This window comes from Pseudoalteromonas sp. A25, assembly GCF_009176705.1.
Lineage (GTDB): Bacteria > Pseudomonadota > Gammaproteobacteria > Enterobacterales > Alteromonadaceae > Pseudoalteromonas.
In genome coordinates, this window is sequence record NZ_AP021846.1 from 2,573,730 (window position 1) to 2,587,038 (window position 13,309).

14 protein-coding genes are annotated in these 13,309 nt (G+C 41.9%); 4 read left to right on the forward strand and 10 right to left on the reverse strand.

Going from position 1 to position 13,309, the window contains the following annotated elements; genetic code table 11:
• Positions 1-25: 25 nt before the first annotated feature.
• From GDK41_RS11000 to cysS, 3 genes are all read right to left on the reverse strand, one after another.
• Complete coding sequence (locus GDK41_RS11000) at positions 26-481, reverse strand: hypothetical protein (protein ID WP_152086456.1); 456 nt, start codon at positions 479-481, stop codon at positions 26-28.
• Positions 482-704: 223 nt separating this feature from the next.
• Positions 705-1,571: a mechanosensitive ion channel family protein gene (locus tag GDK41_RS11005; RefSeq protein WP_152086457.1), complete on the reverse strand. Its 867-nt coding sequence runs from the start codon at positions 1,569-1,571 to the stop codon at positions 705-707.
• 79 nt (positions 1,572-1,650) lie between these two features.
• Entirely contained in the window at positions 1,651-3,030 is a 1,380-nt protein-coding gene (gene cysS / locus GDK41_RS11010; RefSeq protein ID WP_152086458.1) for a cysteine--tRNA ligase, read from the reverse strand.
• A 200-nt stretch (positions 3,031-3,230) separates the two neighbouring features.
• On the opposite strand from cysS, the gene GDK41_RS11015 reads away from it, so the two are divergent.
• Entirely contained in the window at positions 3,231-3,725 is a 495-nt protein-coding gene (locus GDK41_RS11015; protein ID WP_152086459.1) for a peptidylprolyl isomerase, read from the forward strand.
• A gap of 49 nt (positions 3,726-3,774) precedes the next feature.
• Positions 3,775-4,521, forward strand: coding sequence for a UDP-2,3-diacylglucosamine diphosphatase (lpxH, locus tag GDK41_RS11020; RefSeq protein WP_152086460.1), 747 nt, complete (start codon positions 3,775-3,777; stop codon positions 4,519-4,521).
• Between the two features lie 21 nt (positions 4,522-4,542).
• Here the strand turns inward: lpxH and miaE are convergent, their stop codons facing one another.
• Positions 4,543-5,298, reverse strand: a complete 756-nt coding sequence (gene miaE, locus GDK41_RS11025; RefSeq protein WP_152086461.1) for a tRNA isopentenyl-2-thiomethyl-A-37 hydroxylase MiaE — start codon at positions 5,296-5,298, stop codon at positions 4,543-4,545.
• Positions 5,299-5,577: 279 nt separating this feature from the next.
• On the opposite strand from miaE, the gene GDK41_RS11030 reads away from it, so the two are divergent.
• Both GDK41_RS11030 and GDK41_RS11035 read left to right on the forward strand, forming a co-directional pair.
• A complete protein-coding gene (locus GDK41_RS11030) occupies positions 5,578-6,372 on the forward strand; it encodes a PhzF family phenazine biosynthesis protein (protein WP_152086462.1) in 795 nt (264 codons plus the stop codon).
• 297 nt (positions 6,373-6,669) lie between these two features.
• Positions 6,670-7,269, forward strand: coding sequence for a Yip1 family protein (locus tag GDK41_RS11035; protein WP_152086463.1), 600 nt, complete (start codon positions 6,670-6,672; stop codon positions 7,267-7,269).
• 69 nt (positions 7,270-7,338) lie between these two features.
• On the opposite strand, the gene purF is transcribed toward GDK41_RS11035, so the two are convergent.
• From purF to truA, 6 genes are all read right to left on the reverse strand, one after another.
• Positions 7,339-8,865 (reverse strand): amidophosphoribosyltransferase, encoded by a 1,527-nt coding sequence (purF, locus tag GDK41_RS11040; protein WP_152086464.1) that lies wholly within the window; start codon positions 8,863-8,865, stop codon positions 7,339-7,341.
• 17 nt (positions 8,866-8,882) lie between these two features.
• Positions 8,883-9,377, reverse strand: coding sequence for a CvpA family protein (locus tag GDK41_RS11045; protein ID WP_152086465.1), 495 nt, complete (start codon positions 9,375-9,377; stop codon positions 8,883-8,885).
• Between the two features lie 61 nt (positions 9,378-9,438).
• Complete coding sequence (locus tag GDK41_RS11050) at positions 9,439-10,113, reverse strand: SPOR domain-containing protein (RefSeq protein WP_152086466.1); 675 nt, start codon at positions 10,111-10,113, stop codon at positions 9,439-9,441.
• 11 nt (positions 10,114-10,124) lie between these two features.
• A complete protein-coding gene (gene folC / locus GDK41_RS11055) occupies positions 10,125-11,387 on the reverse strand; it encodes a bifunctional tetrahydrofolate synthase/dihydrofolate synthase (RefSeq protein ID WP_152086467.1) in 1,263 nt (420 codons plus the stop codon).
• Positions 11,388-11,412: 25 nt separating this feature from the next.
• Positions 11,413-12,288 carry an acetyl-CoA carboxylase, carboxyltransferase subunit beta gene (accD, locus tag GDK41_RS11060; RefSeq protein ID WP_152086468.1) on the reverse strand — a complete coding sequence of 292 codons (876 nt, stop codon included), beginning with the start codon at positions 12,286-12,288 and terminating at the stop codon, positions 11,413-11,415.
• A gap of 153 nt (positions 12,289-12,441) precedes the next feature.
• A complete protein-coding gene (gene truA, locus GDK41_RS11065; RefSeq protein WP_152086469.1) occupies positions 12,442-13,227 on the reverse strand; it encodes a tRNA pseudouridine(38-40) synthase TruA in 786 nt (261 codons plus the stop codon).
• Positions 13,228-13,309 lie beyond the last annotated feature (82 nt).

A 13,309-nucleotide genomic window follows, 5' to 3' on the forward strand; every position in this document is an offset into this window, starting at 1 on the left:
TTGTTGGGAAATTGACCTAGATAATTCAATATACGCGAGTTTGTGCCAGAGCTCGCGCCGCACCATAATCTGACATCATACGGCTTAACAATTCCTGACATAATACCTTGTCTTGCTGCCACTCTTCGTCTTCCAAGAAAAACACCATTAATGGCCCACGTCTTATAACAATGTACATAAATAAAATACTATGGCCTTGGCCTTTCAAGGCATCGATGACTGAGCGCTCGTCACTTGTCAGCTTGCAATCAAAAGTAGCTCGAGAATCTAATAAATGCTCAGATATTTCTTTACAGACTAACACGGTATCTTTGTTACAAAACGGCGATTTACGACGACAATACAGCTGCATCTCAATACCGCTTTTAGCAACATGCCGAAGAGCAAACATTTTACTATCCAGGTGATTAAGCCCTTTATTCATAGCATCTATAAATGCTGCAGTGTGATCAAAGTCTAACTTTATTACACCCTCTGCCATAGGCTTATTCATCCAATTGAATTACACTAATTTAACTATAATGCTAATTTCATTTTATGCAAAATTAAATATTAACAGGCTGACAACTTATAACACAAAAGATTAAATAGAAAATTAGCATTTACTTAAAAATCAACATGTAATAAAAAAAGAGCAAACCAAAATTTGCTCTTTTTCCTTTAACACTCGACCAAAGTCTGAATTTAAAAAAATAATTGTGCAACTAATTAACACAATCACCTGTCGGTGCGGGTGTGCGAATATGAATATCGCGTTGCGGAAATGGGATCTCAATATCATATTTTCGCAGTGCATCATCTATCGCCCACAAATAGTCAGAAACCAGCGCTGTTGGCCGCTTTACTTGTTCTGGTTGCACCCAAACCCCAAGTGTAAAATTCAAACTACTGTCGCCAAAACCTGTCATCCACACTGTTGGCTCTCGTCCAAGGCTATTTAAGGTGTATGGCACATTATCAGCAGCTTCTAAAACGGCCTTTTTCACTAACGCTTTATCACTACCATACGCCACCGAAAAAGAAATTCTAAAGCGTCTTACTTTTTCAGCTAAAGTCCAATTTGTTACTAATCCAGACACCAGTTCAGCATTAGGAATAAGAATATCTACATTATCATTTGTGCGGATCAGGGTGGCGCGCATATAGATAGCAATTACCTCACCAACTACATCGTTAGACAATTCAACGAAATCCCCTACCTTAACGGTTTTCTCCAATAACAGAACGAGGCCTGATACAAAATTGTTTACCATCCCCTGCAGCCCCAGGCCAATACCGACCCCCAAAGCACTGGCAATAAGCGCAAGCTCTGTCATTTCCATCCCTAACGATGTCAATGCGATAATAAAGCCTATAAACAACACAATGTAATGAATAAAACGCCCTATAACGTAAGCCGACGTATGTGCAATCATGCCCTGACGTGTCGCTAATCGCCCAAATGCGGCTCGTAATACACGAGATATAATAAAGGTGACTAACAACACCATAAAAAATGAAAGTAGTTCGCCAACAAGCAAAGAAAAATCACCAACTTTAATCAGTTCTTTATCAAGCCAACTCATATCCATTTATTTTTCCTCAAAAAAAACGCCACACTCATTGAGTGTGGCGTTTACCATTAAAATTGGCAACTAATTTTGCAAACCGTTATGCTTTTCGCCATGTGGTTTTTCCTGCGCTATCTTCGAGCACAACGCCCATGGCATTGAGGGCATCTCGCGCCTCATCGGCAGCCGCCCAATCTTTGCTTGCGCGGGCTTCGTTGCGCTTAACAATAAGCGCCTCTATTTTTGCCACTTCATCGTTATCTTGCTCACCTTGTAAAAATCGCTCAGGCTCTTGCTGTGCAATGCCTAACACACCTGCAAGTTGTACTAAGATGTAAGCCAGTTCGCCCGCCGATTTAGCCTCTTTGTCTTTAAGTAAGTTCACTTCTTTCGCAAGCTCAAAAATCACAGGCAATGCTTCTGGGGTATTGAAGTCATCATTCATAGCCGTTTCAAAACGCTTAGCGTATTCGTTACCCTCAAGTGACACTTCAACTAACTCTACTCCGCGAAGCGCTGTATAAATGCGCTCTAACGATGAACGCGCTTGATCTAAGTTTTCTTGAGAGTAGTTTAATTGACTACGATAGTGACCATTGATCAAGAAGTAACGAACGGTTTCACGGTCGTATTGTTTTAATACTTCACGCACTGTAAAGAAGTTACCTAACGATTTAGACATTTTCTCTTTATTTACTTGCACCATACCTGTGTGGATCCAAGTATTTACATACTTGCCATTGTTGGCACAGCATGACTGCGCGATTTCATTTTCGTGATGAGGAAATTGCAAGTCAGAACCACCACCGTGAATATCAAAAAACTCACCTAAGTGTTTTGAGCTCATCGCACTACATTCAATATGCCAACCTGGGCGACCTTCACCCCATGGTGACTGCCAAGCAGGCTCACCTGCTTTGGCTTTTTTCCAAAGGACAAAATCTAATGGGTCGTCTTTATCGTGCGCTACTTCAACACGTGCGCCCGCTTGCAACATCTCTAAGTCTTGTTGTGACAGCTGGCCATATTGCTCAAAGGTTGAGACATCAAATAACACATCACCACTACCTGCAACATACGCATGGCCTTTAGCAATGAGCTTTTCAATCATCGCGATGATCTCATCCATGTGCCCCGTAACCGTAGGCTCAATATCAGCTGGTAAGATATTTAAGGCATCAAAATCTTCATGCATCGCTTTGGTCATACGCACCGTTAAGTCGTTAATTTCTTCTTTGTTCTCTGCCGCACGTTTAATTATTTTATCGTCAACATCGGTGATATTGCGTACATAAGTAACGTCATAACCTAAGTAACGTAGGTATCTGTTCATCACATCAAAAGATACATAGGTACGTGCGTGTCCCACATGGCAGAAATCATAAATGGTGATACCACACACATACATGTCGACTTTACCTTCGACTAATGGTTTAAACGGCGCTTTTTGGCGAGTTAGTGTGTTGTATATCTGCAACATGTAGTGTTATTCCTAAACAAAAAAGACATGAAGCGTAATCATAACACTTGCCCCGCCGCTGCTCTATACCCAATTTGATACTGCTGGCATAAATTAACTGTTTTTTATTATGTACGATTAATTCTCTTTGAAAATTGTCAGCCCCTACTCTTGTGCTATAGAATACCGCTTTTGTAAATTCATTAGATTAGGAAGCCGAAATGGTTGTTCTACACACAAACTATGGTCAGATCAGCGTTAACTTATTTGCTGAAGATGCCCCTAAAACGGTTGAAAACTTTTTAAACTACGCAAAATCTGGTTTTTACGATGGTACAATCTTCCACCGTGTTATCGATGGCTTTATGGTTCAAGGCGGTGGTTTTGCGCCGGGTATGGAGCAAAAATCTGTTCAAGCGCCAATTGAAAATGAAGCAAACAACGGTCTAAGCAACAAAGTTGGTACGCTAGCGATGGCGCGTACACCAGATCCTCACTCTGCAACTGCGCAGTTTTTCATCAACGTCAATGACAATGACTTCTTAAACTTTAGCAGTGAAACGTCACAAGGTTGGGGTTACTGTGTATTTGGTGAAGTCGTTGAAGGTATGGACGTAGTTAACAAGATCAAATCTGTTGCTACTGGTTCAGCTGGATTCCATCAAGACGTGCCTCTTGAAGATGTGGTCATCGAAAAAGTAACTGTCACAGAGTAATTAAAATATTTTAAGCGGGCTCTGCCCGCTTTATTCTAAAAGAAGAGCCATGAGAAAAACCTACTTCATCTCCGACCTACACTTAAGTGACGACCACCCGCAAATTACCCAAGCCTTCTTTGACTTTTTAGCTAAACACATGAATGCAGATGTGGATGCTTTGTACATTTTGGGCGACTTTTTTGAGGTGTGGATAGGTGATGATGAGCAAAGTCCACTTGCTATTTCAGTAGCAAATAAGCTCAAGGCTGTTTCACAAACTGGCATCAACATTTTCTTTGTTCATGGCAACCGAGACTTTTTGCTCTCTAAACGTTATGCCAAACAAGCAGGCTTCAAACTACTACCTGAGCAGCATATTGTCGATTTATACGGTACCCCGACGCTAGTATTACATGGCGACGAAATGTGTACTCAAGACATTGCCTATCAGAAGTTTCGTAAAAAAAGCCGTGGTTGGTGGTGGCCAAGATTAATTCTATCACTGCCTTTAAGTGTTCGCCGCAATATTGCTCGCAATGGTCGCGCAAAAAGCAAAGCCAACCAAATGGGTAAAGCCGCTGCAATTTTGGATGTTACATCCAGTGCCGTGATAGAAATGTTCGAGCGTTATAACGTGGAGCATATGATCCACGGCCATACCCACCGCCCAAATGTACATGCTTACGAGCACAACAATAAAAAACTAACCCGCACCGTATTAGGTGACTGGTATAGCCAAAGCTCTTACTTAGTGGTGAACGAGGCTGGTGAACACACTTTAATAAAAGACAAGACAGCGCAGTCTAGCGAATAAACCACGCCTAAGAAATATCACTCAGATATTCGGCACGCCACTGTGAAACTTAAAGTCTTCATCGGGTGTTGCAATCAGTTCAGCTTCAACGTTACCAAAAAAAGCAACGCGCTCCGTGATATCAAATTCACTGATCTCTTGCGCCAATGTTAAGTAGTCTTGATAATGACGCGCTTCAGAGCGCAGCAATGAGATATAAAAATCCCCAAGGCGTTTATCAACATGTGGGGCAAGCTTGGCAAAGCGCTCGCACGAACGAGCTTCAATGTAAGCCCCTACGATTAGCTTATCAACCAACGCGTCAGGCTCATAGGTTTTAACGTGTCTGAGCATACCTTTTGCGTAACGACATGGCGTGATACTTTGGTATTCAACTCCATATTCGTCCATGATCTCTAAAACTTGATAAAAGTGGTGCAACTCTTCTTTAATCAACATCACCATTTTATCAATCAACTCTTGCCCATAAGGCGTGTTTGATTTGGGGATCATCGATTTAGTTAGTTTGTTCTTATCCGCTAAGTCACGCCAGTTTCCTTCGCGTTTGTAAATCAGCGTTTCAAATGGCTTTAGCCACTCAAGCAACGCATCACCACTGTCTTTATCAACCGCATATTTACGTATTAAGAACATGGCTGACTGGGCTGCCTTCAATTCACAAATAAGATGATCAATTAAAACCACAGATAAATTTTGCGGCTTTATTGCTTCAGTTATCCAAGCATCTGGCGTTTCACACTGTAAAAAGTGCTTAATAGGTTTAAGTAATTCTTCCAACGTAACTTTCTCTATTTACGGATTTGCTAAGTACAAACTCTTTATCTTGATTGCGCGCATTGTAACACAACTGACTATTGACGGAATGAATCGAGATCATAGCTATTGAGAGATTCATATAAAAAATATATAACTGTTACTTAATGCCGCTCATTTAAGAGTTAAACTATTCACCAAGAAGTAAGAATAAAAAGCTCTGCTCTAACGCGCAAAAATATATCCTTCTGACAAAGGTCAGGATCTCTCGCATTAGTCCAGCTCATTCTGCAAGGAAACCTTATGAAGATAAAGATAGATATTATCGATGCCTTTACTGATACGCGCTTTAGCGGCAACTCCGCGGCCGTGGTTATCACAGATACTTGGCTAGCTGATGATTTAATGCAATCAATCGCCACTGAAAACAACCTGTCAGAAACTGCATTTTTGGTAAAACGCGATGAGCAATATCATATACGCTGGTTTTCTCCCCTGACTGAAATCGACTTTTGTGGGCATGCAACGTTGGCAGCATCATACGTGATTTTTTCACGTTTTCCCGAGCAAACGTCAATTGTGCTTTATGCACAAGCTGTGGGAACCATGGTGATAGAAAAGTCCTTCGATGGACGCATTAACATGGACTTTCCAAATCGTATGCCGCAAGAGATTGAAACAGCCCCTGAACAGCTATTTCTTGGGCTCTCAATAAAACCGGCAAAAGTTTTAAAAAACAAGCAGGCGTATTTTGCGATTTACGATAATGAACAAGATGTGTTGGCAGTCACTCAAGATAAAGAACAACTGATGCAATTAGGGCCGCTTGATGTGGTAGTCAGCGCTCTATCTAACGGAGAGTATGAATTTGTCTCTCGCTACTTTTGGCCAGCCAATGGCGGTGATGAAGACCCGGTAACGGGATCTATTCATACAGGCCTTGCCCCGTACTGGGCACAAAAACTAGGTAAAACAAACCTTGTCGCCTATCAGGCTTCCAAGCGCGGTGGCGTAGTATTCTGTGAGATAAAAAATGACCGAGTTGTGATCTCAGGGCATGCTGTACGCTACCTAAATGGCACAATAGACATACATTAATAAACGAGCCCTCTCAGTCTAAACCTCGGCCTGTATTATTTTAGCTAAAACCCAAACAGGCCTTTTTGTAATTAATGCCCCGTAACAGCTTAAAACATTCACATTTGTTTTTTATACGTAACCAGATTTAAAGTGCGCTAAGTGTTGGTATAAAAACAACTAAACCAAATATTCATTTTTTTCTGAACATTTCAATTAGACAAAAGTTTAACCTATTCTTGACAAAAATCGGACCGTCTCTCATAACTAAACAGACACAGTATAAAAATAACACAACAATATTATGAGGGGCAGGTTATGATTTTAAACCATTTATGGGGCTTATATGCTCATCCACTCGAAGAGTGGCAAACTATCGACAATCGTCACGAAAGCATGAGATACAGTCTTTCTCATATTGCCCTAATTGCGCTGATCCCAAGCATTATGGGCTACTATTCATCAGTACACTTAGGCTGGCGAATTGGTGCAGGAGATGCCGTCTACCTTACTCATGACAGTGCAATAATGATTGGCGCTGCTATGTACATAGCTCTTATCATTGGTATTTTTGCACTCTCTTACTTATCTCACTGGATGGCGGTCACATTTGGTGCAAAACCGACATTTACGCAAACATTAGAGTTATCAGCCTACACTGCTACCCCAATGTTTATGTCAGCATTTTCGGCTTTTTATCCTGAGCTGTGGTTTGTGGTAAGTGTGGGTTTAGTGGCGTTAGCCTATTCAGTGTATTTGCTGTATACAGGCGTGCCTATTTTGATGCACATTCCCGAAGAGCGTGGCTTTATCTACGCAAGCTCTGTGGTGACCTGCGGCCTAATACTGCTGGTAATTATTTTGGCCGCTACCGCTATCCTTTGGACTAACGGTATTATTAGCCCTACGTTTAGCTAGCATTGATACAATAAAGTAAACAAAAAGGAGCGTTAAACGCTCCTTTTTTATGTCTTCAATAACTAACGATTACTCGCCTTCACCGGTTTCTTGGTTATGCAGCTCTAGGCTCGACGACATCGCTTTTTCGCGAGTCGATTTTGCAGAGTCATTACGCAACGCATCAATACGGTTTAAATAATTTTGGTCAACATCACCAGTAATGTACTGGCCATCAAATACCGATGTTTCAAAACGTGTTATTTCAGGGTTTTCTTCTCTTACCGCAGCAATTAAGTCTGGTAAAGACTGATAAATAAGACCATCAGAGCCAATGCTTGCGTTGATATCTTCAACTTCTCGGCCATGGGCAATTAATTCCGCTGCTGATGGCATATCAATACCATAAACGTTAGGGAAGCGTACCTCAGGAGCTGCAGAGGCAAAGTAAACATTTTTTGCACCCGCTTCACGAGCCATTTCAACGATTTGAGCAGAAGTTGTACCACGAACGATTGAATCGTCAACAAGCAACACATTCTTACCTTTAAACTCGCTATCGATAGCATTTAGCTTACGACGTACCGACTTCTTACGCATTTCTTGCCCAGGCATAATGAACGTACGACCAATATAACGGTTTTTCACAAATCCTTGGCGATATGGTAAATCAAGCACTGATGCAATTTCTAACGCGATATCACATGAAGTTTCTGGAATAGGAATAACGACATCGATTTCTTTGTCAGACCAGTCTCTGGCTATTTTTTCGCCGAGCTTAGTCCCCATGTTTACGCGTGTTGCGTAAACAGACATTTTATCCATCACAGAATCAGGTCGAGCGAAGTACACAAACTCAAAAATACATGGCGCATGAGTCGTTTTATCAGCACAAGATTGCGAGTAAAACTCACCATCTTCTGTCACATAAATTGCTTCACCTGGCGCAACATCACGTACAAAATCATAGCCGTCAATTTTTAAGGCGACGCTTTCGGATGCAAACATATACTCCGTACCATGTTCTGTTTCACGCTTACCAAATACCAGCGGTCTGATACCACTTGGATCCCTAAACGCCAAAATACCATGGCCGATTATCATCGCTATACTCGCGTAGCCACCTGTTACTTGACTGTTAACTTCCGTAATAGCGGTAAACATATCTTGAGCATCTAGCTTCATTTTCTCTGGTTTGCCCAGCTCATGCGCTAAGATGTTAAGAAGTATTTCTGAGTCTGACGTTGTATTTACATGACGTCTCGCTGTTGTAAACAAACGCTCTTTTAAGGCTTCAGCATTGGTTAAATTGCCATTGTGGGCAAGCGCTATACCAAAAGGTGAGTTTACATAAAAAGGCTGAGCTTCAGCTGAGCTTGAAGAGCCTGCTGTTGGGTAACGCACATGGCCGATACCAATACTACCTTGTAGGCGCTTCATATGGCGGGTGTGAAATACATCTTTCACTAAGCCATTCGCTTTACGCAAGCTAAACGTATTGTTGTCAATGGTAATAATACCTGCCGCATCTTGACCACGGTGCTGCAAAACAGTTAAGCCATCATAAATCGCCTGATTAACAGGAGACTTTCCGACTATCCCAACGATACCACACATTAAATTTTCCTCGCCGATTAACGGTTTACTGAATTTAAAAAGCTGGAGTTATGCTCTAGATAGGAAAAAAACCATTCTATTACAAAGCCAAATTCAGGGATCAAAGTTGATGCTGGCCACCACTGCGTGCTTGGTGCATTGGTGAAAGCATCTAGAAAAAACAGTAAGGCGCTAACGACCAACACGCCCCTTAAAGCCCCAAACACCAGTCCAAAGACTCTGTCTGTGCCGGTTAAGCCTGTGCGATGCACAATCTCACCTAAAATATAGTTAACAAATCCGCCCAACAGTAGCGTCGCAAAAAATAATATGGCAATTGCGGCTGCATTTCTTAAAAGGGGTTCTGAAATGAAAGTTAGGAAGGTTGCTAGATACTGGTAAAACAAACTGGAGATGAAAAAGGCGCCAATCCAAACGGCTAATGACATCGCTTCTTTTACAAAGCCACGAATTAATCCAAATAAAGTCGATAATCCGACAATACCAAGAATGGTGTAATCAACCCAGATCATAAAAACCAATAAGTCGTTAATTTGGGGCGCATTCTATAAGAGCTGCTAGTTAATTACCAGATCATTTTGCAATTTCGAATTGTGTTAAACGGCCATTTAACTTAGTTAACTTCTTTAGTTCTGGTAACTTAGCTTCAAGTTTAGCCTTATTTAAATCAGGCCCTACAAATACTTTTGTTAAAGTACCATTGGGTGTTTTAACCGGTCTTGTAAATGCTTTGAAACCACTTTTGTTAAGTTTAGCTACCAAAGCGTCAACATTAGGTTTATGTGAAAAGCTACCCAGCTGAATAACATAAGCCATACTGGTTAAATTTGAGGTAGGTGTACGTTTAGGCACACTTTTTGGCTGTGCCTGTTGTGTTTCAAGGGCAGTTTCTTCAGGCTTTGATTTTGCTGGGGGGGCACTTGCTTGCACGCTGGGACTAGATTCACTTTCTCCAGGCGCTGTTTGAGGTGCTTCCCCAAGACCATCCTCGGTACTCGCAGCAACAAACTGGTGGTCATCTGGTTCGATATCTTCTACCGGCGCACCTTGCACCCTAGGTGCTTGCGACACCCGCTCATCGATAACAGCTTGCAAATCAACCGTAGCGAACTCAGGGCGTTCAGGGATAGCTTTGAACCCTTCTTTGTAATGTACTTTTTCACCATCAAGAATATTGGGGATAAAAATGATAGCTGCCACTACAACAATACAGGTGCCTACTAACCGATTTACAAATCCTGAGTCCACATTACTACTCTCTATTTTTGCCAATATTGAATGGCTTCAGCCACAGTAACAAAGGAGCCAAATATCACCAACACGGTATCATCCGACTGCTTAGCAAGTATTTCATCAAGCGCTATCCTAACGCTAGTATAACTAGCCGATGCAGCTTGTGTTTGCGTACTTAATATTGCCTGCAAATTACTCGCTTGCTCAGCTCTTGGACCTTGTAAAGAAGCACATGACCAAATATCAACCACATCAGACACTTCTTTGATTACACTCGCTTTATCTTTGTCTGCCAGCATAGCGATTAAAGCGTGAATTTTAAACCCCTGAGCGCGTAACTGAGCGATTTTTTGCTTTAAATAGCGTGCAGATTCAGGGTTATGTGCAACATCAGTATACACTTTTGGCGATACACTCAGTTGTTGAAAGCGCCCTTCAACTGTTAACTTTGACAAGCAGGTGCTAATCACATCCTGCTTAGGCAATAAACTGAGTTTAGCAAGCAGTGCAAGTGCCGTTGCGACATTTTGTACAGGGATCGCGGGGGCTGCAAAGTCGTAATCATAATCCAGATACTGCCATTTAAAGCCTGTATCGGTCACTGCATGCGTAAAGTCTTTATTAGCGAGCACTAAGTCCGCATCAATTTCTTTGCCGTAATCAGTTACAGTATGTGGAATATTTAGATCGCCTACAACCGCCGGTGTATTAGCCCTAAAAATGCCTGCTTTATCATAACCAACAAGCTCTCTCGTATCTCCTAGGTATTCTTTATGATCTAAGTCAACAGTTGTGATCACGCTTGCATACGGCGTAACAATATTGGTTGCATCAAAGCGCCCACCAAGACCAACTTCTAGCAGTACAAAATCAACTTTATAGCGCTTAAAAATAGCCAAAGCGCCTAAAGTTCCGTACTCAAAAAATGTTAGCTGCGTGTCTTCTCGGCCCTGATCGAGCATATAAAACGCATCAATATGATCTTGGTCATCAAGCTCTCGACCATTTATCCGTACTCGCTCATTGTAACGAATTAAGTGCGGAGAGGCATATGTGCCAACGCTATAACCTTGAGCTAGCAGTAACGACTCCAGACAACGCGCTGTTGTGCCTTTGCCATTAGTACCGCCTATAAGAATGATTTTGCTAGAAGTGTTGAGTAATTGGGTTTGCTCAGCAACGCGTTTAACGCGTTCAAGTCCCATTTCGATAGTACTGGGGTGAACACCCTCTAAATAACAAAGCCAATCATCAAGGCTTGATGATTGGCATGGAGTCTGAACTGTCATTTAAAAATAGCTTAACTAAAAAAATTTACGCTACTCTATGCTCTTGTTCAGTAGAAGGCAAGTCCATAAACTTCGCTAGAATACGCGCTAATGTATCACGCATTTCACGACGGTCTACAATCATGTCAATTGCACCGTGCTCTAATAAGAACTCGCTTCGCTGGAAGCCTTCAGGAAGCGTTTCACGCACAGTTTGCTCAATAACACGGGGGCCCGCAAAACCAATGAGTGCTTTTGGCTCAGCGACATTAATATCACCTAACATTGCCAGCGATGCTGATACACCACCCATAGTTGGATCCGTCAATACCGAAATAAACGGTAAGCCACGCTCAGACATTTTTGCAAGCGCTGCACTGGTTTTTGCCATCTGCATCAAAGACATCAACGCCTCTTGCATGCGGGCGCCACCTGATGAAGAAAAACATACCAATGGCATATCATGCTTCAAACACTCATCAACAGCATCTACAAATCGAGCACCCACAACAGACGCCATTGAACCGCCCATAAATGCAAATTCAAACGCCACTGCCGCAACTGGCATACCTTTTAGGCGGCCTTTCATTGCTACTAGTGCATCTTTTTCACCGCTAACTTTTTGCGCTGCACTGATACGGTCTGAGTATTTTTTCGAGTCTTTAAACTTTAAAATATCTTTAGGTTCGTGATGTGCGCCTAATTCTTGACGATCCGCATCGTCCAAAAATAGCTCTAAGCGTTTTCTGGCGCTAAGACGCATATGGTGATCACACTTTGGACATACATTTAAAGACTTTTCTAACTCTGCTTTGTATAAAATAGAGTCACAATCTGTGCATTTAGCCCAAACGCCTTCTGGAATTTCTTTTTTACCAGACGACTTCGTAGTCTTTGGTAATATTTTTTCTAACCAACTCATTTGGCAACTCTCTTATTGCTAATCCTGTGTTGTAATGTCTGCATCTGCACAGACGAATTTCTCTAATTAAAACATGAATCAGATGCCAGAGATATAAAAAACTGGTCTTAGTAGTCTATTATTTTTCAGCACTCTAACACCCACATAAAGAGATTATTCGGGTAAAAACAATGGTCCAAGTGGGGTCGATGGAATTTGCCATTTTTCAGGGTAGTCAACATCCACTAAATACAAGCCATTTGGTTTTGCTGTAGCGCTCGCCTGAGTGCGATCTTTAATATTTAACAAGTGCTGCATCCACTCTGGCGACTCTTTGCCAATACCAATGTCTATCAAACACCCTGTAATATTTCTTACCATGTGGTGCAAAAATGCATTGGCTTTAATGTCTATAACAACATAGTGGCCAACTCTTTGTACTTCTAAATGATGAATATTGCGAAAAGGCGTATTTGATTGACAGTGTACCGCTCTAAAAGACGTAAAATCCTGCTCACCAATCATAGCAGGACAAGCTGCTTGCATGAGTTTTTCATCTAACTGATGATGATAATGCGTAACGCCACTGCGTAAAATACCTGGCCGATAAGGGTGATTATAAATCACATACCGATAGCGTCTTGCTGTGGCACTAAAACGTGCATGAAACTCTTCATCAACTTGCTGCGCGTAACGAATTGCAATATCGTCAGGTAGTTGGGAGTTAAGGCCAAGTGTAAAGGCACTCATATCTCGTTGCGCGTCAGTATCAAAGTGCACCACTTGCCCTGTTGCATGTACTCCTGCATCAGTGCGCCCAGCACATACAATATCTACAGGGTGATTACAGATCCTAGAAAGTGCCGTTTCTAACTCTTGCTGAATACTGTTTACATGAGACTGTCTTTGCCAGCCACTATAATTTGCACCGTTATACTCAATACCTAATGCTACACGCATAGCCACTACTTACCTCTTTTCACAATAGCGCTGCATTTTATGCTATCGAACATACGAATAAAAGCGCAGAACCGCCCACATC

Coding starts and splice junctions, on each gene's coding strand:
- GDK41_RS11000 (WP_152086456.1), bottom strand. CDS start 481: ATGGCAGAGGGTGTAATAAAGTTAGACTTTGATCACACTGCAGCATTT.
- GDK41_RS11005 (WP_152086457.1), bottom strand. CDS start 1,571: ATGGATATGAGTTGGCTTGATAAAGAACTGATTAAAGTTGGTGATTTT.
- cysS (WP_152086458.1), bottom strand. CDS start 3,030: ATGTTGCAGATATACAACACACTAACTCGCCAAAAAGCGCCGTTTAAA.
- GDK41_RS11015 (WP_152086459.1), top strand. CDS start 3,231: ATGGTTGTTCTACACACAAACTATGGTCAGATCAGCGTTAACTTATTT.
- lpxH (WP_152086460.1), top strand. CDS start 3,775: ATGAGAAAAACCTACTTCATCTCCGACCTACACTTAAGTGACGACCAC.
- GDK41_RS11030 (WP_152086462.1), top strand. CDS start 5,578: ATGAAGATAAAGATAGATATTATCGATGCCTTTACTGATACGCGCTTT.
- GDK41_RS11035 (WP_152086463.1), top strand. CDS start 6,670: ATGATTTTAAACCATTTATGGGGCTTATATGCTCATCCACTCGAAGAG.
- purF (WP_152086464.1), bottom strand. CDS start 8,865: ATGTGTGGTATCGTTGGGATAGTCGGAAAGTCTCCTGTTAATCAGGCG.
- GDK41_RS11045 (WP_152086465.1), bottom strand. CDS start 9,377: ATGATCTGGGTTGATTACACCATTCTTGGTATTGTCGGATTATCGACT.
- folC (WP_152086467.1), bottom strand. CDS start 11,387: ATGACAGTTCAGACTCCATGCCAATCATCAAGCCTTGATGATTGGCTT.
- accD (WP_152086468.1), bottom strand. CDS start 12,288: ATGAGTTGGTTAGAAAAAATATTACCAAAGACTACGAAGTCGTCTGGT.
- truA (WP_152086469.1), bottom strand. CDS start 13,227: ATGCGTGTAGCATTAGGTATTGAGTATAACGGTGCAAATTATAGTGGC.